This window comes from Streptomyces sp. NBC_00316 (genome assembly GCF_036158715.1).
Lineage (GTDB): Bacteria > Actinomycetota > Actinomycetes > Streptomycetales > Streptomycetaceae > Streptomyces.
Genome location: NZ_CP108023.1, coordinates 3,399,323 through 3,420,876, shown reverse-complemented (window position 1 = coordinate 3,420,876; position 21,554 = coordinate 3,399,323). Strand labels below are relative to the sequence as shown.

18 protein-coding genes are annotated in these 21,554 nt (G+C 68.8%); 17 read left to right on the top strand and 1 reads right to left on the bottom strand.

Going from position 1 to position 21,554, the window contains the following annotated elements; all coding sequences use genetic code 11:
* Nucleotides 1–64 precede the first annotated feature (64 nt).
* The 9 genes from OG878_RS15035 to OG878_RS14995 all read left to right on the top strand — a co-directional run bounded on the left by OG878_RS15035 (nucleotide 65) and on the right by OG878_RS14995 (nucleotide 11,493).
* Nucleotides 65–1,861, top strand: coding sequence for an ABC transporter substrate-binding protein (locus OG878_RS15035; RefSeq protein WP_328887273.1), 1,797 nt, complete (start codon nucleotides 65–67; stop codon nucleotides 1,859–1,861).
* 106 nt (nucleotides 1,862–1,967) lie between these two features.
* Nucleotides 1,968–2,945, top strand: coding sequence for an ABC transporter permease (locus tag OG878_RS15030; RefSeq protein WP_328887272.1), 978 nt, complete (start codon nucleotides 1,968–1,970; stop codon nucleotides 2,943–2,945).
* A gap of 10 nt (nucleotides 2,946–2,955) precedes the next feature.
* Nucleotides 2,956–4,017, top strand: coding sequence for an ABC transporter ATP-binding protein (locus tag OG878_RS15025; protein ID WP_328887271.1), 1,062 nt, complete (start codon nucleotides 2,956–2,958; stop codon nucleotides 4,015–4,017).
* Nucleotides 4,018–4,031: 14 nt separating this feature from the next.
* The gene (locus OG878_RS15020) at nucleotides 4,032–5,150 is read left to right on the top strand and encodes an ABC transporter ATP-binding protein (protein ID WP_328887270.1); all 1,119 of its coding nucleotides are present in this window, start codon (nucleotides 4,032–4,034) and stop codon (nucleotides 5,148–5,150) included.
* A gap of 522 nt (nucleotides 5,151–5,672) precedes the next feature.
* A complete protein-coding gene (locus tag OG878_RS15015; RefSeq protein WP_328887269.1) occupies nucleotides 5,673–7,310 on the top strand; it encodes a peptide ABC transporter substrate-binding protein in 1,638 nt (545 codons plus the stop codon).
* Nucleotides 7,311–7,404: 94 nt separating this feature from the next.
* Nucleotides 7,405–8,328, top strand: a complete 924-nt coding sequence (locus OG878_RS15010) for an ABC transporter permease (RefSeq protein WP_328887268.1) — start codon at nucleotides 7,405–7,407, stop codon at nucleotides 8,326–8,328.
* Nucleotides 8,321–9,295, top strand: a complete 975-nt coding sequence (locus tag OG878_RS15005) for an ABC transporter permease (protein WP_328887267.1) — start codon at nucleotides 8,321–8,323, stop codon at nucleotides 9,293–9,295. The genes OG878_RS15010 and OG878_RS15005 overlap by 8 nt, the downstream gene beginning before the upstream one ends.
* A gap of 13 nt (nucleotides 9,296–9,308) precedes the next feature.
* Nucleotides 9,309–10,286, top strand: coding sequence for an ABC transporter ATP-binding protein (locus OG878_RS15000; RefSeq protein WP_328887266.1), 978 nt, complete (start codon nucleotides 9,309–9,311; stop codon nucleotides 10,284–10,286).
* Nucleotides 10,276–11,493, top strand: a complete 1,218-nt coding sequence (locus tag OG878_RS14995) for an ABC transporter ATP-binding protein (protein WP_328887265.1) — start codon at nucleotides 10,276–10,278, stop codon at nucleotides 11,491–11,493. The genes OG878_RS15000 and OG878_RS14995 overlap by 11 nt, the downstream gene beginning before the upstream one ends.
* 131 nt (nucleotides 11,494–11,624) lie before the next feature.
* Here the strand turns inward: OG878_RS14995 and OG878_RS14990 are convergent, their stop codons facing one another.
* Nucleotides 11,625–13,757, bottom strand: a complete 2,133-nt coding sequence (locus OG878_RS14990) for a S9 family peptidase (RefSeq protein ID WP_328887264.1) — start codon at nucleotides 13,755–13,757, stop codon at nucleotides 11,625–11,627.
* Between the two features lie 216 nt (nucleotides 13,758–13,973).
* On the opposite strand from OG878_RS14990, the gene OG878_RS14985 reads away from it, so the two are divergent.
* The 8 genes from OG878_RS14985 to OG878_RS14950 all read left to right on the top strand — a co-directional run bounded on the left by OG878_RS14985 (nucleotide 13,974) and on the right by OG878_RS14950 (nucleotide 21,554).
* Nucleotides 13,974–14,168 carry a hypothetical protein gene (locus OG878_RS14985; protein WP_030915260.1) on the top strand — a complete coding sequence of 65 codons (195 nt, stop codon included), beginning with the start codon at nucleotides 13,974–13,976 and terminating at the stop codon, nucleotides 14,166–14,168.
* 54 nt (nucleotides 14,169–14,222) lie between these two features.
* Entirely contained in the window at nucleotides 14,223–15,149 is a 927-nt protein-coding gene (mshB, locus tag OG878_RS14980) for an N-acetyl-1-D-myo-inositol-2-amino-2-deoxy-alpha-D-glucopyranoside deacetylase (protein ID WP_328887263.1), read from the top strand.
* A complete protein-coding gene (locus tag OG878_RS14975; RefSeq protein ID WP_328887262.1) occupies nucleotides 15,146–15,592 on the top strand; it encodes a DUF6113 family protein in 447 nt (148 codons plus the stop codon). Before mshB ends, OG878_RS14975 begins: the two co-directional genes overlap by 4 nt.
* A 175-nt stretch (nucleotides 15,593–15,767) precedes the next feature.
* On the top strand, nucleotides 15,768–17,864 hold the full coding sequence (locus OG878_RS14970) for a hypothetical protein (RefSeq protein WP_328887261.1): 2,097 nt from the start codon (nucleotides 15,768–15,770) through the stop codon (nucleotides 17,862–17,864).
* Between the two features lie 219 nt (nucleotides 17,865–18,083).
* Complete coding sequence (locus OG878_RS14965) at nucleotides 18,084–19,019, top strand: ABC transporter ATP-binding protein (protein WP_328887260.1); 936 nt, start codon at nucleotides 18,084–18,086, stop codon at nucleotides 19,017–19,019.
* A complete protein-coding gene (locus tag OG878_RS14960) occupies nucleotides 19,016–19,771 on the top strand; it encodes an ABC transporter permease (RefSeq protein WP_443049110.1) in 756 nt (251 codons plus the stop codon). The genes OG878_RS14965 and OG878_RS14960 overlap by 4 nt, the downstream gene beginning before the upstream one ends.
* On the top strand, nucleotides 19,768–20,946 hold the full coding sequence (locus OG878_RS14955; protein WP_328887259.1) for a sensor histidine kinase: 1,179 nt from the start codon (nucleotides 19,768–19,770) through the stop codon (nucleotides 20,944–20,946). The genes OG878_RS14960 and OG878_RS14955 overlap by 4 nt, the downstream gene beginning before the upstream one ends.
* On the top strand, nucleotides 20,943–21,554 hold the full coding sequence (locus tag OG878_RS14950; protein WP_277328187.1) for a response regulator transcription factor: 612 nt from the start codon (nucleotides 20,943–20,945) through the stop codon (nucleotides 21,552–21,554). Before OG878_RS14955 ends, OG878_RS14950 begins: the two co-directional genes overlap by 4 nt.

Here is a 21,554-nt window from a genome sequence, read left to right as displayed (position 1 = left end):
CGGGCAACCGGACGGTCAGGCAGCTTTTCTGGATAACAACCGACAGGTAGGTGTAACGAGCATCATGAAGCCCATTCACTCGCGCTCCGCACGCGCCATGATCGTCGCAGTCGCGGCGGGCTCGCTGGCGCTCACCGGCTGCTCCAAGGACAGCGGTAAGAACGCCAAGGACGAGTCGAAGTCCAAGCAGGACGCTGCGGCTCAGTCGCAGCCCGTCGTCTACGGCACCGCGGCTCAGTCCAACGGTCCGGCGGCAGAGGTCCCGGGCGCCAAGCCCGGCGGCACCATCAACGTCTACACGCAGTCCGACCTGTCCCACATGGACCCGGGTCAGATCTACGTCAGTGACGCGGGCCAGTTCGCCAACCTGCTTCACCGCAAGCTGACGAACTACCAGGAGGACGACAAGGGCAACCTGACCGTCGTCGGTGACATCGCCACCGACGCCGGCAAGTCCTCCGACGGCGGCAAGACCTGGACGTACACGCTCAAGGACGGCATCAAGGACGAGGACGGCAACGTCATCACCTCGGCCGACGTCCGCCACACCATCGAGCGCCAGTACTCGAAGGTCATCTTCGACGGTCCCAGCTTCGTCCAGACCTGGCTCTCCGGCTCCGACTACCGCAAGGCGCTGCCGGACGGCCCGTACAAGGGCAAGCACCTTCCGGACTCCGTCCTCTCGACCCCGGACGCGAAGACGGTCGTCTTCCACTTCGACAAGGCCCGCCCGGACCTCCCGCAGGCGCTGGCCATGGCCGGTTACGGCATCGTCCCGCAGAAGGACGACACGAAGGAGAAGTACGACAAGGCCCCGAAGTCTCTCGGCCCGTACAAGATCGCCGAGTACAAGTCCGGCAAGTCCCTGACGCTGGTCAAGAACACCAACTGGGACCCGAAGACGGACGCCGTGCGTCACCAGTACGTCGACGGTTACAACTTCACCACGACGATCGACGGCCCGAGCCAGACCAAGCGTCTGATCGCCGACCAGGGCGACGCCAAGAACGCGATCCAGTTCACGGACTCGGTCGACCCGGCCCAGATGCAGTCCGTGATCACCAACGCGGCGGTCAACAAGCGCACGATCAAGGGCTACCAGCCCTACGTGTGGCAGCTGACCTTCAACCTGGACCGCATCAAGGACAAGAAGATCCGCGACGCGATCACCTACGCCCTCCCGAACCAGCGCATGATCCAGGCTGACGGTGGCAAGTACGGTGGCGAGCTGGCCGGCGGTCTGTTCGCGCCGACCCTGCCGGGCTTCGACCCGACGTACGACCCGTTCGGCAAGCTGAAGAAGCCCAACGGTGACCCGGAGAAGGCCAAGCAGCTGCTGAAGGAGGCGGGCTTCAAGCAGGGCACGAAGCTCACCTACGCCTACTCCAACACGCCGCGTGGCCAGAAGCAGATGGTCATCATCAAGGACGCGCTGAACGCCATCGGCTTCGACGTCCAGGCCAAGGAGATCGAGCGCGCCAGCTTCTACGAGCAGGTCGGCAAGGTCAAGAACCCGTACGACATGTACATGACGGGCTGGGGTCAGGACTGGTCCTCCCCGTCGACGGTCGTCACCCCGGTCTACGACGGCACGCTGGTCTCCGACGGCGCGTCGAACTACTCCCACATCAATGACCCGAAGGTCAACAGCCTCATCCAGGAGGCCCTGGTCCTGCAGCCCGAGGCCGCGGCCAAGAAGTGGGAAGAGGCTCACCACCGCATCGTCGAGGAGATCAACCCGGCTGCTCCGGTCTACTACTCGAAGCAGATCCAGCTCTTCGGCTCCAACATCGGTGGCGCCCGGTACAGCACGAACTCGAGCTACATCGACATCAACCGTCTGTACCTGATCCAGCCGTAACACCGAATCACGGCTGATCCGTGGGGGTGTGCGCCAGGCGGAGCGCACCCCCACGGACCCTCCCCCCTTACTACCCCGCCGCTTCCGAAGAGAGCAGCCTCCCGCGATGCTTCAGTTCCTCATCCGCAGGTTGACCGGCGCCGTCGTCATCATGTTCCTGATCGGCGCGTTCACGTTCTTCCTGTTCTACACAATCCCTCAGGACTTCGCCGAGCTCTCCTGCGGCAAGAACTGCTCGCCGGAGAACATCGCGGTCATCCGCGAGAATCTCGGCCTCGACAAGCCGATCACCACCCAGTTCTGGGACTTCATGGTCGGCATCGTCACCGGCCGGGACTTCCCTGTCGGCCACTGCCCCGCACCGTGCCTCGGAGTCTCCTTCAGCACCGGTGACTTCGTCTGGGCGTCCATCATGGACCGCTTCCCGCTGACGCTGTCGCTGACCATCGGCGGTCTCATCATCTTCCTGGTGCTGGGACTCGCGTCGGGACTCATCGCTGCGTGGAAGCGCGGCACCGCGGTCGACAAGGCCGTCAGTGGCGCCTCGATGGTGCTCAGCTCGTTCCAGATCTACTTCCTTGGGCCGATCGTTCTTGGCATCTTCGTCTACCAGACAGGGTGGATGGAAAGCCCCAAGTACGTTCCGTTCACGGACGATCCGATCGGCTGGGCCTACGGGCTGTTGATTCCCTGGGCCGTCATGGCGACGATCTTCACCGCCCAGTACACGCGTATGGCTCGCTCCACCATGATCGAGCAGCTTCAGGAAGAGCATGTCCGCACCGCGCGGGCCAAGGGCATGCCACAGCGGTACGTGTTCTTCCGCTACGCCTGGCGCGGCTCTCTCGCTCCCATCGTCACCATCCTCGGCATGGACCTCAGCGCGCTCCTTGCCGGTGCCGTGGTCACCGAGTTCACCTTCCAGCTGGCCGGTGTCGGCCGCCTGGCAGTGGACTCGTCGCTGACCAAGGACCTGCCGCTGACGATGGGCGTGATGCTGTTCGGGGCCTTCTTCATCCTGATCCTGAACATCATCGTGGACCTCACCTACGCCTACATCGACCCGCGCGTGCGCCTCGCCTAGGAGAACGACCGTGACCACACTGACCAAGACCGAAGACACGCCGGCCCCGACCGGGCCGGAGGGCTTCCTCTCGGTACGCGACCTGCGGGTGCGGTTCTCCACCGAGGACGGCATCGTCAACGCGGTCGACGGACTCTCCTTCGATGTCGAGCGCGGTAAGACGCTGGGTATCGTGGGCGAATCGGGCTCCGGGAAGTCCGTGACCAACCTGGCCATCCTCGGGCTGCACAACCCGCAGAGCTCGCAGGTCCAGGGAGAGATCATCCTGGACGGCCAGGAGCTGACCGGCGCCACGGAGAAGGAAATGGAGGGCATCCGCGGCAACAAGGCCGCGATGATCTTCCAGGACCCGCTGACCGCCCTCTCGCCGTACTACACGGTGGGACGTCAGCTCTCCGAGCCGTTCCGCAAGCACACCGGCGCTTCCAAGAGGGAGGCGAAGGCCCGGGCGATCGAGATGCTGACGAAGGTCGGCATCCCGCAGCCCGCGATGCGCTTCGACGACTACCCCCACCAGTTCTCGGGCGGTATGCGCCAGCGCGCGATGATCGCCATGGCGCTGATGTGCGACCCCGACCTGCTGATCGCCGACGAGCCGACCACCGCGCTCGACGTGACCGTGCAGGCCCAGATCCTGGACCTTCTCAAGGACCTCCAGCAGGAGTTCGGGTCGGCGATCATCTTCATCACCCACGACCTCGGCGTCATCGCCAACATGGCGGACGACCTGCTGGTGATGTACGCCGGGCGGGCAGTGGAGCGCGGCAGCGTCCGCGACGTCCTGCGTGCGCCCGAGCACCCCTACACCTGGGGTCTGCTGAGCTCGATGCCGCGTCTGAGCAGCGACATCAACGAGGCGCTGGAACCGATCCCCGGATCTCCGCCCAGCCTCCTCAACCCGCCTTCCGGCTGTGCCTTCCACCCGCGGTGCGCCTTCACCGACAAGGTGGACGGCGGGCGGTGCAGCGGTGAGAGGCCGCTGCTGGCCGACGGCCGGGCCGCGGCCTGCCACCTCACAGGGGAGCAGAGGAACACCATCTTCATCGATCACATCAAGCCCCGGCTGGGCTAGGGAGACGCAGAGACATGAGTGAAAACGTCACTCTGCCTGAACAGCAGGGTTCAGAGGATGAAGTTCGTGAGCGCCGCGAGCTGATGTCCGTCCAGGGCATGGCCATGCACTTCCCGATCTACGGAGGCTTCCCCTTCCGGCGTCAGGTCGGTGCGGTCAAGGCGGTCGACGGGATCGACCTGACGGTGTACGAGGGCGAGAGCCTCGGCCTCGTGGGCGAGTCCGGATGCGGCAAGTCCACCACGGGCCGGATGATGACCCGGCTGCTGGAGCCCACCGGCGGAAAGCTCCTCTACCAGGGCCAGGACATCACCCACGCCAGCCGGAAGCAGCTGGCCCCCATTCGGTCCGAGATCCAGATGATCTTCCAGGACCCGTACTCGTCGCTCAACCCGCGCCAGACCGTCGGCAGCATCATCAAGAGCCCGATGGAGGTCAACGGCATCAAGCCTGCCGGGGGCATGGAGAAGCGGGTGCGGGAGCTGCTCGAGCTCGTGGGCCTGAACCCCGAGCACTACAACCGCTTCCCGCACGAGTTCTCCGGCGGCCAGCGCCAGCGCATCGGCGTTGCCCGTGCTCTCGCGCTCCAGCCGAAGCTGATCATCGCCGACGAGCCGGTCTCGGCTCTCGACGTCTCGATCCAGGCCCAGGTGGTGAACCTGCTGCAGAAGGTGCAGCGGGAGTTGGGCATCGCCTTCGTGTTCATCGCACACGACCTGGCGATCGTCCGGCACTTCTCCGAGCGCGTGGCCGTGATGTACCTCGGCAAGGTGGTGGAGGTCGCGGACCGCGACTCGCTCTACAACCGACCCCGGCACCCGTACACGCACGCCCTTCTGTCGGCCGTTCCGGAGGCGGACGTCGACAGCGCGTCCAAGGAGCGCATCCGGCTCGAGGGCGATGTGCCGTCCCCGATCTCGCCCCCGTCCGGCTGCCGGTTCCGCACCCGTTGCTGGAAGGCGCAGGACAAGTGCGCGACGGAGGAGCCGCCGCTCGTGCAGATCTCCGGCAACCGCGCGGGGCACCTGACCGCGTGCCACTTTCCGGAGGACCCGACGACCGAGGGCCGCGACAAGGCCATCGTCATGGACCCGGCGCTCTCCGCTCTCGAGGATCAGGCCACCAAGGGCTGACACCACTCGGATCGGCTGTCAGGCCCGGGTGCCCGGACGCGCAGGCGTCCCGGCACCCGGGCCTGACAGCTATGACGCGCTGAACAGCGGCGGGCCGGCGTCAGGGCCGGTTGCGCCGGTGACGTCCCCGGAGCGGTGCAGCGAGGGCACCACGGCCCGGGCCGCATCGCCACGCTCTCGTGGTGATGCTGCCGGCAGCGGCGAGGACGTCACGGCTTCCGGCCGTCGCGCACGACCAGGGCGAGGTGTTCGGTCCGGTCGTCCCCCTGCCCATGGGGCCTCGCGGCTGCTCGCCGGCACCGACGCGTGCGTACAGGTGCCCGATAACTTGTCAGGTGCATGGCATATCTGGATCGATGTGGGCCGGATGCCCGCCCGGCGGGTGAGGGATGCGGCGACGCCGCCGATCGCGGAACGGACGGGTGCGGCCGCACTCGGATGGGTGGTGTCCATATGCGCAAAATTCCCAATGAGGTGATATTTGACTCCAAGTGAGACAGCGCTCGACGAGGAGGCATTTCCATGCGCGGAGCCACACAGGCCAAGTGGGCCGCAGGTGCCGTGGCCGTCGCCCTGGCGGCGACAGCCTGCGGCGGCGGGGGGGAAGGCGGCGGTGGCGGTGGCGGCGGCGCCAATGGGATCGTCAGTTCCTCCTGGGGGGACCCGCAGAACCCGCTGGAGCCCGCCAACACCAATGAGGTGCAGGGCGGCAAGGTTCTCGACATGGTCTTCCGGGGACTGAAGAAGTACGACCCGAAGACCGGCGCGGCCACGAACATGCTCGCCGAGAAGATCGATACCACCGACTCGCAGACCTTCACCATCAAGGTGAAGGACGGCTGGACCTTCAGCAACGGCGAGAAGATCACGGCGAAGTCCTTCGTGGACGCCTGGAACTACGGCGCCCTGCTGAAGAACAACCAGAAGAACGCCTACTTCTTCGGCTACATCGACGGCTACGACCAGGTCCACCCCACCAGCGGCAGCTCCCGTGCGGGCACGCTCTCCGGTCTCAAGATCGTCGACCCCATGACCTTCACCGTCAAGCTGTCGCAGAAGTTCTCGCTCTGGCCGGATACCCTCGGCTACCCGGCCTTCGCCCCGTTGCCGCAGGCCTTCTTCACCGACCACGCCGGCTGGCTCGCCAAGCCCATCGGCAACGGTCCGTACACCATCGAGAAGTACACCAAGGGCTCCTCGATGAGCCTGCGCAAATGGGACAAGTACCCCGGTGACGACAAGGCGCAGAACGGCGGCATCGACCTCAAGGTCTACACCGACAACAACACCGCCTACACCGACCTGATCGCGGGCAACCTCGACCTCGTCGACGACGTACCGGCCTCGCAGCTGAAGAACGTCAAGGCGGACCTCGGCGACCGGTACATCAACACCCCGGCCGGCATCATCCAGACCCTCGCCTTCCCCTTCTACGACAAGAAGTGGGACACCCCCGGCGGCATCAAGGTCCGCCAGGGCCTGTCGATGGCGATCAACCGCGACCAGATCACCGACCAGATCTTCCAGAAGACCCGCACCCCCGCCTCCGACTGGACGTCACCGGTCCTCGGCGCGGACGGCGGCTTCAAGGAGGGGCTGTGCGGCGCCCCGTGCGAGTACAACGCGGCGGACGCCAAGAAGCTGATCCAGGAAGGCGGTGGCATCCCCGGCGGCCAGCTGAAGATCTCGTACAACGCGGACAGCGGCTCGCACAAGGAGTGGGTCGACGCCGTCTGCAACAGCATCAACAAGGTGTTGGGGAACAACAAGGCCTGCGTCGGCTCCCCGATCGGCACCTTCGCCGACTTCCGCAGCCAGGTCTCGCAGCAGAAGCTCACCGGCGCCTGGCGCGCGGGCTGGCAGATGGACTACCCGCTGATCCAGAACTTCCTGCAGCCCCTCTACTACACCGACGCCTCGTCCAACGACGGCAAGTGGAGCAACAAGAGGTTCGACGCCCTGATCGACAAGGCCAACGCCGAGTCCGACAAGGCCAAGGCGGTCTCCACCTTCCAGGACGCGGAGAAGGTCCTCGCCGAGCAGATGCCCGTCATCCCGCTCTGGTACCAGAACGGCAGCGCCGGCTACTCGGACCAGATCACCAACGTCGCGCTGAACCAGTTCAGCGTCCCGGTCTACGAGCAGATCAAGGTCAAGTAGTCACGCGGGGCCGGGTGGTGGGTGCGCTGTGCCGCACCGGCCACCCGGCTTCCGCATCCCTGCGCCACCGAGCCCCGCGACCCCCGGAGTTTTCATGGGACGTTATGTGATCAGGCGGCTGCTGCAGATGATCCCGGTCTTCTTCGGCACCACACTGCTGATCTTCCTCATGGTGAACGTGATGGGCGACCCCATCGCGGGCCTCTGCGGCGACCGGCAGTGCGATCCGGCGACCGCCGCCCAGCTCCGCTCGGAGTTCGGCCTCGATAAGCCGGTCTGGCAGCAGTACGCCACCTACATGGGCAATGTCTTCACCGGCGACTTCGGCACCGCGTTCAACGGCCAGAAGGTCACCGAGCTGATGGGGACCGCCTTCCCCATCACCATCCGGCTCACCATCATCGCGATCGTCTTCGAGATCGTCATCGGCATCACCCTCGGCGTCATCACCGGCCTGCGCCGCGGCCGGCCCGTCGACACCACCGTGCTGATCCTGACCCTGGTCGTCATCTCCATCCCGACCTTCGTCACCGGTCTGCTGCTCCAGCTCCTCCTCGGCGTCAAGTGGGGCATCATCAAGCCCTCCGTCTCCCCGGAGGCGCCGTTCAACGAACTCCTCGTCCCCGGACTCGTCCTCGCCTCGGTCTCCCTGGCGTACGTCACCCGGCTCACCCGGACCTCGATCGCCGAGAACGCCCGCGCCGACTACGTCCGTACCGCCACCGCCAAGGGCCTCCCCAGGCGGCGGGTCGTCATCCGGCACCTGCTGCGCAACTCGCTGATCCCCGTGGTCACCTTCATCGGCACGGACGTGGGTGCCCTGATGGGTGGGGCCATCGTCACCGAGCGCATCTTCAACATCCACGGCGTCGGCTACCAGCTCTACCAGGGCATCCTGCGCCAGAACTCCCAGACCGTCGTCGGGTTCGTCACCGTCCTGGTCCTCGTCTTCCTGGCGGCCAACCTGATCGTCGACCTCCTGTACGCCGTACTCGACCCGAGGATCCGCTATGCCTGAGCAGACGCCGGACGAAGCGATCTCCCCGGGCGGAGCAGGAGCAGCCATGGATCTCGCCCTGGCGGAAGGGGCGACCCTGGAGAAGACACCGGGCGGCCCCGAGGGCACCGGACCGGCGGAGAAGCCCCGCAGTCTCTGGTCCGACGCCTGGCGCGACCTGCGCCGCAACCCGGTCTTCATCGTCTCCGCCCTGATCATCCTCTTCCTGGTGATCATCTCGATCTGGCCGTCGCTGATCACGGACCAGGACCCGCTCGACTGCGACCTGAGCAAGGCCCAGCAGGGCTCCCAGCCCGGCCACCCGTTCGGCTTCGACGGACAGGGCTGCGACGTCTACACCCGTACCGTCTACGGGGCCAGGACCTCGGTCACCGTGGGCGTCTGCTCCACCGTCGGAGTCTCGATCCTCGGCGGCATCCTGGGCGGGCTGGCCGGCTTCTTCGGCGGCTGGTGGGACTCGGTCCTCTCCCGGCTCACCGACATCTTCTTCGGCATCCCGGTCGTCCTCGGCGGCCTGGTCTTCCTCTCCGTGGTGACCAGCTCCACCATCTGGCCGGTGATCGGATTCATCGTGCTGCTGGGCTGGCCGCAGATCGCCCGCATCGCCCGTGGCTCGGTCATCACCGCCAAGCAGAACGACTACGTCCAGGCGGCCCGGGCGCTGGGCGCCTCCAACTCCCGGATGATGCTGCGCCACATCGCCCCCAACGCGGTGGCCCCCGTGATCGTCGTCGCGACCATCGCCCTCGGTACGTACATCTCCCTGGAGGCGACCCTGTCGTTCCTCGGCGTCGGACTGAAACCGCCGGCCGTCTCCTGGGGCATCGACATCTCGGCCGCCTCCCAGTACATCCGCAACGCCCCGCACATGCTGCTCTGGCCCGCCGGAGCGCTGGCGATCACCGTGCTCGCGTTCATCATGCTCGGCGACGCGGTGCGCGACGCCCTCGACCCCAAGCTGCGCTGAGGAGCCCGTTGCCATGTTGCTCGAAGTGCGCGATCTGCACGTGGAGTTCCACACCCGGGACGGGGTGGTCAAAGCCGTCAACGGGGTCAACTACTCGGTGTCCGAGGGTGAGACGCTCGCCGTCCTCGGAGAGTCCGGTTCCGGCAAGTCGGTCACCGCGCAGGCGATCATGGGCATTCTCGACATGCCGCCGGGGAAGATCAGCGGCGGCGAGATCGCCTTCAAGGGCCGCGATCTGCTGAAGCTCAAGGCCGAGGAGCGCCGGAAGATCCGCGGCCAGGAGATGGCCATGATCTTCCAGGACGCGCTGTCGTCCCTCAACCCCGTGCTCAGCGTGGGGGAACAGCTCGGCGAGATGTTCGTCGTGCACCGTGGGATGTCCCGCAAGGACGCCAAACTGAGGGCCATCGAGCTGATGGACCGGGTCCGCATCCCGGCCGCGAAGGAACGCGTCGGGGACTACCCGCACCAGTTCTCCGGCGGTATGCGCCAGCGCATCATGATCGCCATGGCGATGGCGCTGGAACCCTCCCTGATCATCGCGGACGAACCCACCACCGCCCTCGACGTGACCGTCCAGGCCCAGGTGATGGACCTCCTCGCCGAGCTCCAGCGCGAGCTCAACATGGGACTCATCCTGATCACCCACGACCTGGGCGTGGTCGCGGACGTCGCCGACTACATCGCCGTGATGTACGCGGGCCGGATCGTCGAGGCGGCCCCTGTCCACGAGATCTACAAGGCCCCTGCCCACCCGTACACCAAGGGCCTCCTCCAGTCGATCCCACGGCTGGACCAGAAGGGCCAGGAGCTGTACGCGATCAAGGGCCTGCCGCCGAACCTGCTGCACATCCCGCCCGGCTGTGCCTTCCACCCCCGGTGCCCGATGGCCCAGGACATCTGCCGTGGCGAGGTACCGCCGCTGTTCGAGGTCGCCCAGCACCGTGAGAGCGCCTGCTACTTCTGGAAGGAGACGCTCGATGAACGCTGAACCGGGGAGCACACGCGCGGGCGGCGAACCCATCCTGGAGGTCCGCGACCTCGTCAAGCACTACCCGCTGACCCAGGGCATCCTGTTCAAGAAGCAGGTCGGTGCGGTCAAGGCGGTCGACGGTGTCTCCTTCCAGCTGGCCGCGGGCGAGACCCTCGGCATCGTGGGGGAGTCCGGCTGCGGAAAGTCGACCGTCGCCAAGATGCTCGTCCATCTGGAACAGCCGACGTCCGGCTCGATCTCGTACAAGGGCGAGGACATCACCAAGCTGTCCGGCCGTGCGCTGAAGGCCGTACGGCGCAACATCCAGATGGTGTTCCAGGACCCGTACACCTCGCTCAACCCGCGAATGACGGTCGGCGACATCATCGGGGAGCCCTACGAGATCCATCCCGAGGTGGCCCCGAAGGGGAACCGGCGCCGCAAGGTGCAGGACCTCCTGGATGTCGTGGGTCTCAACCCGGAGTACATCAACCGCTACCCGCACCAGTTCTCCGGCGGCCAGCGCCAGCGCATCGGCATCGCCCGCGGTCTGGCCCTCAACCCGGAGATCATCGTCGCCGACGAACCGGTCTCGGCCCTCGATGTCTCCGTGCAGGCCCAGGTCATCAACCTGCTCGACCGGCTGCAGGCGGAGTTCAGCCTGAGTTACGTCTTCATCGCGCACGACCTGTCGATCGTCCGGCACATCTCCGACCGGGTCGGTGTGATGTATCTGGGCCGGATCGCCGAGATCGGTACGGACGAGCAGATCTACGACCACCCCACGCACCCGTACACCCAGGCGCTGCTCTCGGCGGTGCCGGTGCCGGACCCGATGGCGCGCGAGCACCGGGAGCGGATCATCCTGCACGGTGACGTGCCGTCGCCGGCCAACCCGCCGTCCGGCTGCCGCTTCCGTACCCGCTGCTGGAAGGCCCAGGAGCGGTGCGCACTGGAGGTGCCGCTACTTGCGGTGCCCGCGGTCTTCCGGCTGACGGACACCCCGGCCGCGCACGACTCGGCGTGCCACTTCGCGGAGGAGAAGCAGGTGGTGCCGCCGGTGGAGCCGGGCGAAGAGGTGCGGGAGGAACCGGTGGAGCCGGGCGAAGAGGTGCGGGAGGAACCGGTGGAGCCGGGCGAAGAGGCGGCGGAGCCGGGCGGGGGACCGGACGAGGAGCCGGGTGAAGAGCCGGGCGGGCCGGGGACGGACCCCCGGATTCGTTAACGCACGGGCAACTTGACCGTCGCACGTCCGATATACGAACGAGTCAGCATGAACAGCGTACGGCCGTGCGGGTGCCGTGAACCGGCCGGGAGGACTTCCACGTTCCCCCGGCCGGTTGCCCGTCCAGGCCCCTACGCGTCCAGCTCGAGCGATCGCTTGAGGAAGTCCACCTGCAACAGCAGGAGATTCTCCGCGACCTGCTCCTGGGGCGTCATGTGCGTCACCCCGCTGAGCGGCAGCACCTCATGCGGCCGTCCGGCCGCGAGCAGCGCCGACGACAGCCGCAGCGAGTGCGCGACCACCACGTTGTCGTCCGCCAGCCCGTGGACGATCATCATCGGCCGGATCTGATCGGCGGCTTCGGAGAGTCCGTCGTCGGTGAGCAGCGAGTTGTGGGCGTACACCTCGGGCTGCGTCGACGGATCACCGAGATAGCGCTCGGTGTAGTGGGTGTCGTACAGCCGCTGGTCGGTCACCGGAGCGCCCACGACGGCCGCGTGGAAGACATCGGGCCGCCGCAGCACGGCCATGCCCGCGAGGTAACCGCCGTACGACCAGCCGCGGATCGCCACCTTGCCGAGATCCAGCGGGAACCGGCCGGCCAGTCCGTGCAGTGCCTCCACCTGGTCCTCCAGCGTCAGGACCAGATTGTTCTTGACGGCCTTCTCCCAGGCGGGGGAGCGCCCGGGGGCGCCCCGGCCGTCCGCTACGACGACCGCGAAGCCCTGATCGGCGAACCACTGCGAGGTGAGGTGCGCATTGTGTGCGGCGACGACCCGTCGGCCGTGCGGTCCGCCGTACGGATCCATCAGCACCGGAAGAGGACCGTCCGACTCCTGGTAACCGGTGGGGAGCAGCACGGCGCACGGAATCCGATGTGCGCCCCCCTCGGTGAGCTGCACCCGGGGCGACAGAACGGGCTCCTCCGCATGGGTCGCGACCGTGGCGATGCGCTTGCCGTCCCGCATCACCTGCACCGATGCCCCCGGCCGGTCCAGCGCGGTGGAGACCAGCACGGTCACTCCGCCCGCCCGGACCGCCGAGTGCACCCCCGCCCCCTCGGAGACCCGCTCCACGCCCAGCTCGTTGACCCGGTACACATGGCTCTCGCCGATCTCCGGCTCCGCCGCGTCCTCGCCCGCCGACGCCGACACCAGGACGTCCGACTCGCCGATGTCCAGCACCGCCAGGATCTGCAACTGCGCCCCGGTCAGCGGCCGGTCGCCCACCGCGAGCACCCGCGCGCCGCCCTCGTCCGCGATCCGCACGAGCCGCCCGTCCGGCGCCCACGCGGGCACCCCGGCGAAGAGATCCAGCCACACCGGGTCCTCGTCGACGTGCACCGTCCGCGTCGTACCGCTCTCCGTGTCCACCGCGAGGAAGAGCTGACTGCGCTGGTCGCGGGCCTGGACCAGGATCAGCGGGGCGCCGGCCGACGACCAGTGCACCTGCGCCAGATACGGATAGCGGGCCCGGTCCCAGACCACTTCGGTACGGGTGCCGTCCAGCCCCACCACCAGCAGCCGCACCTCGGCGTTGGGCGTCCCTGCCGCCGGGTACGCGACCTCGGCGGGCTTGCGGTCGGGGTGCGCCGGATCGGCGATCCACCACCGCTTCACGGGGCTGTCGTCGACCCGGGCGACCAGCAGCCGGTCCGACTCCGGCGACCACCAGAAGCCGCGCGGGCGCTTCATCTCCTCGGCTGCGATGAACTCCGCGAGACCGTACGAGATGTGCGCGTTCTCCGGCTCCGCCAGCGCCCGGTCCCCGTCACCCTCCGCCCCCACGACGCGCAGTGCGCCCTTCGACACGTACGCGACATGGCGCCCGTCCGGCGACGGCCGCGGGTCCAGCACCGGCCCCGGCACCGGCAGCGCGCGCGCCGTACCGGCCCGCAACTCCGCGACGTACACCTTCCCGGACAGCGCGAACGCCGCCAACTCGGCCGCTGCGTCGACCGCGTAGCCGACGATCCCCGAGGAGCCCTCGCGGCTCCGCTCGCGCCGTGCCCGCTCCTGCGCCGACAGCTTCTCCGCCGAACCGCCCAGCAGCGCCACGGGATCGGCGACGACGCGCTCCTTGGGTGAGCCGTCGGCCGTCAGTTCCAGTACCCAGAGCCGGTTGGACCGGTCCGTGCCGGAGGCAGACCGCAGGAAGATCACCCGCTCCCCGTCCGGCGAGACGGTGAACGCACGGGGAGCGCCGAGGGTGAACCGCTGAGTCCTGGCGTGCTGTCGGGGAAACGAAAGCTTCTGCAAGGTCATAACCCCGAACCCTAGGGCCTGATCCGGCCGAGGTCCGAGGACCGGGACAGAGACCGGACATGGCGCCCGACCACCCGGTCGTGCGCCCCTCGTGCTGCTGTGCCCCGATCAATGCGGTGGCACGGATAGTTATGATCCGTAGCGCTCGGTGGGTAAGAACCTGCTGGCTCCATGTGTGCTGCCTGTCCCCGACCGTACCGATGGAGGTGAACCGCCGTGGCACTCTCGATTTCGGCGGTGGTGCTGCTGGCGATCGTCGTCTTCCTGCTGATCCGGAAATCCGGACTGAAGGGCGGACATGCGGTGGTCTGCATGCTGCTCGGTTTCTATCTCGCCAGTTCGTCCATCGCCCCCACCATCTCGGAGCTGACCACGAACGTGGCCGGCATGATCGGAGGCATCAAGTTCTGATCCGGAGCCTTCCGCGGTCGGCCCGTGGGGCAGTCGGCTCGTAGGGTGGGTGCCATGACGGACCTTCCCGCCCGTCGTCTGCTCCTGGTGCACGCGCACCCCGACGACGAGTCGATCAACAACGGCGCCACGATGGCCCTGTACGCCGCCCAGGGCGCCCAGGTCACCCTGGTGACCTGCACGCTCGGCGAGGAGGGCGAGGTCATCCCGCCCGAGCTCGCGCACCTCACGGCCGACCGGGACGACGCCCTGGGCGCCCACCGCATCGGTGAACTCGCCGCCGCGATGAAGGAGCTCGGGGTTGCCGACCACCGGTTCCTCGGCGGACCCGGCCGGTTCCGCGACTCCGGCATGATGGGCGCCGAGCAGAACCACCGGCCCGGCGCCTTCTGGAACACGGCCGTGGACGACGCCGCCGGGTACCTCGTCGAGGTGATCCGCTCGGTACGCCCTCAGGTCCTCGTCACGTACGACCCCGACGGCGGCTACGGGCACCCCGACCACATCCAGGCGCACCGCGTGGCGATGCGCGCCGCGGACCTCGCGGCCGACCCCGCGTACCGGAACGGGCCCGGCACCCCGCACACCGCCGCCCCGCACGCCATCGAGAAGATCTACTGGAACCGGGTGCCCCGCTCCGTCGCCGAGCAGGCCTTCGCCCGGCTGCGCGCCACCGCCCCCGACGCCTTCCCGGGGATCGCCACGATCGACGACGTACCGGGTGTGGTGAACGACACGCAGATCACCACGGAGATCGACGGCGCGGCCCATGCGGCGGCCAAGACGGCGGCCATGCGGGCGCACGGCACACAGATCGCCGTGGAGGGTCCGTTCTTCGCCCTTTCGAACGATCTGGGACAACCCGTCTTCACCACCGAGTACTACGAGTTGGTACGCGGAACCCCGGGAGCCCCCGAGGGCGCACGGGAACACGACCTCTTCGCAGGCGTACCGGAAGCACGGCCGGGAGCACGGACATGAGCAACGGCAAGCAGCGCCCGCCCCGCACCGGCGTCCCGGCCCGTGAGCCGGTGCCCACCGGTCTCGCCGCACCCCTCAACCCCGGCCGCATCGGCGCCTACCTGGGCCTCGCGGTCCTCGGCGTGCTCGTCGGGATCGCCGGGGCGTTCGTCCAAGCCGCGTGGTTCCCCGGTGGTTTGCTGCTCGCGCTGGTCGCCGCCGCCGGACTCTTCTACGGCGGCCGGCTGCTCACCGGCACCCAGATCGGCACCCTCGCACCCGCCGCGGGATGGCTGATCTCCATCATTCTTCTGCTCGGTGGACGCCCTGAGGGTGACTACGTCTTCGGTGACGAAGTGGGCCTCACGCTTTTCATGCTGGGCGGGATGGCTGTCGCTGTGATCTGTGCCACCATGTCGCGGTCGCCCCGACAAGGTGACGACAGCGGCCGACCTGGCAAGTAATGTGCCACGTCCGATCCCGTAATGCCCCCCGCCCGCCCCGCGGGTGCACCGCCCTTTCCCCCGGTCGCGGAGTGTCTGTCGGCGGCGGCCAGTATGGTGGTTCGCGCGCCGAGCCGTCCCCTGGCCTGCGGCATGGGGGAAGTACGGGCGGCGGAGCCAATCGGGAGAACCTGCTTTGAGTCGTGAAACTGACAGTTCGTCCTCCGGGCCCCAGGGGCGCGGGGGAGCCGCGTACCCATCGGGTACGCCGCCGTACGGATCACGCCAGTATCCGTCGCTGCATCCTTCGCAGGACGCCCCGGAGGAGTCCCCGGAGTCTGCGGAGCCGTCCCAGCCCGAAGAGCCGAGAACCGAGACGACGCTGACGACGCGTATCCGGATCAATATCCCCGGCTCGCGTCCCATCCCGCCGGTTGTCATGCGTACGCCAGTGAGCGACGCCGAGGCGGACGCCTCGCGCGAGCGCACCGGCAGCACGCCGCGTCCGGGCGTACCCGCACCCCAGGGCGCGCAGGGCGGACCGGCCGATGATGCGCGGGACGGTGCGGCGGCTGCGGAACCGGCTGCCGAGAAGCCGGCCAGAGAGAAGAGCGGCAGCGACTGGTTCGCACCGCGCAAGGCCCCGACGGGCATGCCGGCGGCCGGTGGCGTGGGCGCGGGGCCGGCCGAAGGCGCCGGCGTACCCGCCGGACCTTCCGGATCCTCTGCGCCCGCCGGACCCGGCGGCCCCGGTGGATCCACCCCGCCGCGCGGCGACCTGCCGTACTTCTCGGACGGCCCGCAGCGCGCAGGCGACCAGGGCGCACCCCGCCCCGGCGCACGCGACGAGGTCCCGGGCGAGCCGCGCGCCACCCCGAACCTCGGTGTGCGTCCGCCGGGCCCGTCCGGGGCCACCACGGGCCCGGTCACCGGTACCTCGTCGCTCACCCCGGACCTCGGTGTTCCGGGCGGTCCCGGCCCGCGCGGTCCCGGCGGCCCGGCAGGTCCCGGCGCCCCCGGCGGCGTACCCCCGCGGATGTCCGACGACACGGCCGTCCTGACGCCGCAGTTCGCGGCGCCCGCCCCCGGCCCCGGCGGGCATGTCTCCGGGGACACGCTCACCAGCGGTATCCCCGTCGTCCCGCCGGAGCACCGCTCGCCGTCCGCCCCGTCGCCGTTCGCACGCCCGGGTTCCGGCGGACCCGGGGCACCGGGCCCCGGCCCGACGCCCCGTTTCCAGGACGACCCGAGGGGCACCGGACCCGGCGGACCGGGACGGCCGGGCGGCCCTGCCGCCCCGTCGCCCGCCCCCGCCGCGGCCCGCCCCGCCCCGGCCCCCGCGAAGAAGGGCCGCTCCAAGCTGGTTCTGCTCTGCGTGGGAGTCATCGGCCTGGCCGGTGTCGCGTACGGTGCGGGCCTGCTGATGAACCACTCCGAGGTCCCCAAGGGCACCACCGTCCTCGGCGTCGACATCGGCGGCGGCACGAAGGAGGAAGCGGTCGCCAAGCTGGACGCGGCGCTCGGCCAGCGCGCCAAGACGCCTCTCCAGCTGTCCGTGGACGGCAGGAAGACGCAGCTCGCCCCGGACAAGGCAGGGCTCTCCCTGGACAGCCAGGAGACCGTGCGCGGCGCCGCGGGCAGCGACTACAACCCGGTGTCGGTGATCGGCTCCCTCTTCGGTGGCGAGCGCCAGGCCGACCCGGTCATCCCGGTCGACGAGGAGAAGCTCGGCGTCGCGCTGAGCGACCTGGCGGGCACCTCCGGCTCGGCCAACGACGGCACGATCAAGTTCGAGCCGGGCAAGGCCGTCAAGGTCCCCGGCAAGGTGGGCAAGGCGCTCGACGTCAACCGCTCGATGATCTCCGTGCGGGATGCGTACCGCGCCCAGGTGCAGACGGGCAAGCCGGCCACGGTCGAACTGCCGGTCGCCACCCGCGAGCCCACCATCGACCAGGCCGAACTGGACCGGGCCATGAACGAGTTCGCGAAGCCCGCGATGTCCGGCCTGATCACCATCAAGGCCGGGCCCAAGGAGATCCAGTTCGGACCCGCGAAGTCGCTGCCGCAGATCCTGTCGATGAAGGCGATCAACGGCCGGCTGGTCGAGGTCTACAACAAGAAGGCGATCGACACTCTTTGTGACGGCGTCTTCGACGGCATCATGATCACCAAGGCTGACGGCAAGCAGCACCAGCTCAGTGCGGACGACGTGGCGCATGCCATGCAGAGCGCACTGCTCGGCAAGACCCCCGTCGAGCGGACCGCCACGATCGCCCTCGACGGCAACGGGTAGCAGCACCCCGTACCGTCACAGCACGCACGGCGCCGCCCCCGCCCGGACCTCCGGGCGGGGGCGGCGCCGTCAGCATTTCGCGCCGCCCCGCGGCCCTCGTCCGGTGCGCCGGGAACGCGCCGCACGGGCGGTGTCATGCGTCCGGCATGACATCTGTCATCCCCGATTCACGACCCGTGACCCTGCCGGGCGCCCACCCGCCTCCGTCAGGCTGGGCGCATGACGACGACAGCCACCGAAGCCACCACCGCGCAAGCCGCCGTGGTCAGCTTCGACCAGGTCAGCAAGGCGTACGGGGACGTACGCGCCGTCGACGGGCTCTCCCTCGACCTGCACCCCGGCGAGACCGTGGCGCTCCTCGGCCCCAACGGCGCCGGCAAGTCCTCCACCCTCGATCTACTCCTCGGTCTGCGCACCGCGGACTCCGGCACGGTCCGGCTCTTCGGTACGTCCCCGCAGGAGGCGATCGCCGGGGGCCGGGTCGGCGCGATGCTGCAGAGCGGCGGCCTGATGGAGGACGTCACGGTCGAGGAGATCGTCCGGCTCGTCTGCGATCTGCACCCCCGCCCGTACCCGGTCTCCGACGTCCTGGCCCGCGCGGGCATCGCGTCGATCGCGGACCGGATGGTCAACAAGCTCTCCGGCGGCCAGGAGCAGCGCGTACGGTTCGCGCTCGCCACCGCCGGGGCCAACGACCTGATCGTCCTCGACGAGCCGACCACCGGCATGGATGTCACCGCCCGCCAGGCCTTCTGGGCCACCATGCGCGAGCAGGCCGAGCAGGGCCGTACCGTTCTGTTCGCCACCCACTACCTCGAAGAGGCCGACGCGATCGCGGACCGCGTCCTCGTCCTCCACAAGGGCCGGCTCCTCGCCGACGGCACCGCGGCCGAGATCAAGGCGAAGGCCGGGGCCCGCCGGATCTCCTTCGAGCTGGAGGGCCCCGTCGACGAAGCGGCCCTGCGCGGCCTGCCGTTCCTGTCCACGCTCGACATCGGCGGCAACAGGGTCCGTATCCAGTCGCACAACGCCGACGCGACCGTCCACGCGGTCTACGCGCTCGGCCTCTACCCGCGCGAACTCGAAGTCGCAGGACTCGGCCTGGAGCAGGCCTTCGTCGCCATCACCGAGGCCGAGGAGGCCAGGACCGCATGATGAATTTCTTCTCGTGGACACTCATCAGGCTCGAAGTGACCCGCACGCTGCGGAACAAGAAGTTCATGTTCTTCTCGGTCATCTACCCGTCGGTGATCTACCTGCTGATCTCCGGCACGCAGAACACCACCGACAAGGTCCCGCACACCGACCTGACCCTGCAGGCCTTCTTCATGGTCTCGATGGCCTCGTTCGGCGCGCTGACCGCCGTGCTGATGGGCAACAGCGAGCGCATCGCCAAGGAGCGCGAGAAGGGCTGGGTCCGCCAGCTTCGCCTGACCGCACTGCCCAGCCGCGGCTACGTCCTGGCGAAGATCGCCAGCGCCGCGATGGTCACCCTGCCGTGCATCGTGGTCGTCTTCCTGGTCGCCGCTGCCGTCAAGCACGTGCGGATGGACGCCTGGCAGTGGTTCGCGCTGGTCGGGGTCATCTGGGCCGGTTCGCTGGTCTTCGCCGCGCTCGGGGTCGCCATCGGCTACATCGCCAGCGGCGACGCGGTACGTCCGATCACCATGATCATCTACTTTGCGCTGTCGATCCTCGGCGGCCTGTGGATGCCCAGCGCGACCTTCCCGCAGTGGCTCCAGAACATCTCCGAGTGGCTGCCCACCCACGCGTACGCTTCGCTCGGCCAGGCCGTCGAGATGGGCGGCTCGCCGCACGCCAAGGATGTCGGCATCCTCTTCGTCTACTTCCTGCTCTTCGCGGGCGGCGCGGCCTGGCTCTACCGGAAGGACACCCTCAAGGCGTGAACGATGACGCGACGTTCGTAGGGATCGGGCGCCCGCCGACCAACCGCCGTCAGGTGGGCGTCAAGCTGCTCTGGATCGGCATCTGGCTCGCGTTCATGAGCGCCCCGGTCAAGGACCTCCTCGACGGCAACCACACGCCGTGGGCCACCGCGCTGGGCGCCCTCGGCCTGGTGGTCTTCGTCGGGACGTACCTGGTCCTCGTCTTCCGCCACACGTCGAAGGCACTGGACCGTCGCCGGGTCGGGACGACGATCGCCTTCCTCGGAGCCCTGGCCGTCGCCCTCTCCCTGACGCTGGGCACCCCGTGGCTGGTCCTCTTCGTGTACGTCTCCGTCACCGTCGGGGCCACCCTGCCCCTGAGGACCGCCGGCTGGCTGATCCCCGCCGTCACCGCCGTACTCGTCGGCATCGGCCTGACCGGCGACCACCCGCGCGAGATCATCACCGCCCTGGTCGTCCCCGCACTTCTCGGCGGGTTCGCGATGACCGGCGTCCGGCAGATGATCCGTACGACGATCGAACTCCGTGAGGCCCGTGCCACCGTTGCCCAGCTCGCCGCCAATGAGGAGCGGCTGCGGCTCGCCCGGGATCTGCACGACCTGCTCGGCCACTCGCTCTCCCTGATCACGCTCAAGAGCGAGCTGGCCGGACGGATGCTGCCCGACCACCCCGAGCAGGCGGCGCTCCAGGTCGCCGACATCGAACAGGTCAGCCGCCAGGCCCTGGTGGATGTGCGCAGCGCGGTCACCGGCTACCGGCGGCCGACGCTCCCGGGCGAACTGGCCGGGGCCCGTACCGCACTTGCCGCCGCGGGCATCACCGCCGACGTCCCGGCGGATCCCCCCGCCGACGTCCCCGAGAAGCCGGAGGAAGTCCTCGCCTGGGCGCTGCGGGAAGCCGTCACCAACGTCGTACGCCACAGCGGTGCCCGGCGCTGCACGGTCGCTCTCGCCCCGCGCCAGACGCTCGGCGGCCGCGTCCTCGAACTCACCGTGGCGGACGACGGCGGTGGCACCTCGGGCACGAAGCCCGGCAACGGCCTCACCGGCATCACGGAGCGCCTCGCCACGGTCCACGGCACGATGATCACCCGGCCCACCGACGCCCGTTCAGGCAAAGGCTTCACCCTCATCCTCAGTGTGCCGCTCGAATCCGGCCTAGGATCATGGGAATGAGCATGATCAGACTCCTCCTCGCCGAGGACCAGTCCATGGTGCGCGAGGCCCTCGCGGCACTGCTCGGCCTGGAACCCGACATCGAGGTGGTGGCCCAGGTCGCCCGCGGCGACGAGGTCCTCGCCGCGGCCCGCGAGCACGCCGTCGATGTCGCCCTCCTCGACATCGAGATGCCGGGCCTGACCGGCATCGAAGCGGCGGGTCTGCTGCGGAGCGAACTCCCGGCCGTGAAGGTCGTCGTCGTCACGACCTTCGGCCGCCCCGGCTATCTGCGCCGCGCGATGGAGTCGGGCGCGGACGCCTTCTTGGTCAAGGACGCCCCTGCGTCCCAACTCGCCGACGCCGTACGGAAGGTGCTGGCCGGAGAACGCGTCATCGACCCGACGCTGGCGGCGGCCGCGCTCGCCGACGGGGCGAGCCCCCTGACCGAGCGTGAACGCGATGTCCTGCGCGCGGCGGCCGACGGCTCGACCAACGTGGAGATCGCCACCGCACTCCACCTTTCACAGGGCACGGTACGCAACTACCTGTCCACGGCGATCCAGAAGCTGGCGGCACGGAACAGGGCGGAAGCGGTGCGGATCGCACGAGAGAAGGGCTGGCTGTAG

What these genes read in the sequence shown, in the direction of transcription:
- OG878_RS14960 (WP_443049110.1), top strand. Translation starts at nt 19,016, where the DNA reads ATGATGAATTTCTTCTCGTGGACACTCATCAGGCTCGAAGTGACCCGC.
- OG878_RS14995 (WP_328887265.1), top strand. Translation starts at nt 10,276, where the DNA reads ATGAACGCTGAACCGGGGAGCACACGCGCGGGCGGCGAACCCATCCTG.
- OG878_RS15000 (WP_328887266.1), top strand. Translation starts at nt 9,309, where the DNA reads ATGTTGCTCGAAGTGCGCGATCTGCACGTGGAGTTCCACACCCGGGAC.
- OG878_RS15010 (WP_328887268.1), top strand. Translation starts at nt 7,405, where the DNA reads ATGGGACGTTATGTGATCAGGCGGCTGCTGCAGATGATCCCGGTCTTC.
- OG878_RS14965 (WP_328887260.1), top strand. Translation starts at nt 18,084, where the DNA reads ATGACGACGACAGCCACCGAAGCCACCACCGCGCAAGCCGCCGTGGTC.
- OG878_RS15005 (WP_328887267.1), top strand. Translation starts at nt 8,321, where the DNA reads ATGCCTGAGCAGACGCCGGACGAAGCGATCTCCCCGGGCGGAGCAGGA.
- OG878_RS14950 (WP_277328187.1), top strand. Translation starts at nt 20,943, where the DNA reads ATGAGCATGATCAGACTCCTCCTCGCCGAGGACCAGTCCATGGTGCGC.
- OG878_RS15020 (WP_328887270.1), top strand. Translation starts at nt 4,032, where the DNA reads ATGAGTGAAAACGTCACTCTGCCTGAACAGCAGGGTTCAGAGGATGAA.
- OG878_RS15035 (WP_328887273.1), top strand. Translation starts at nt 65, where the DNA reads ATGAAGCCCATTCACTCGCGCTCCGCACGCGCCATGATCGTCGCAGTC.
- OG878_RS15030 (WP_328887272.1), top strand. Translation starts at nt 1,968, where the DNA reads ATGCTTCAGTTCCTCATCCGCAGGTTGACCGGCGCCGTCGTCATCATG.
- OG878_RS15015 (WP_328887269.1), top strand. Translation starts at nt 5,673, where the DNA reads ATGCGCGGAGCCACACAGGCCAAGTGGGCCGCAGGTGCCGTGGCCGTC.
- OG878_RS14990 (WP_328887264.1), bottom strand. Translation starts at nt 13,757, where the DNA reads ATGACCTTGCAGAAGCTTTCGTTTCCCCGACAGCACGCCAGGACTCAG.
- mshB (WP_328887263.1), top strand. Translation starts at nt 14,223, where the DNA reads ATGACGGACCTTCCCGCCCGTCGTCTGCTCCTGGTGCACGCGCACCCC.
- OG878_RS14975 (WP_328887262.1), top strand. Translation starts at nt 15,146, where the DNA reads ATGAGCAACGGCAAGCAGCGCCCGCCCCGCACCGGCGTCCCGGCCCGT.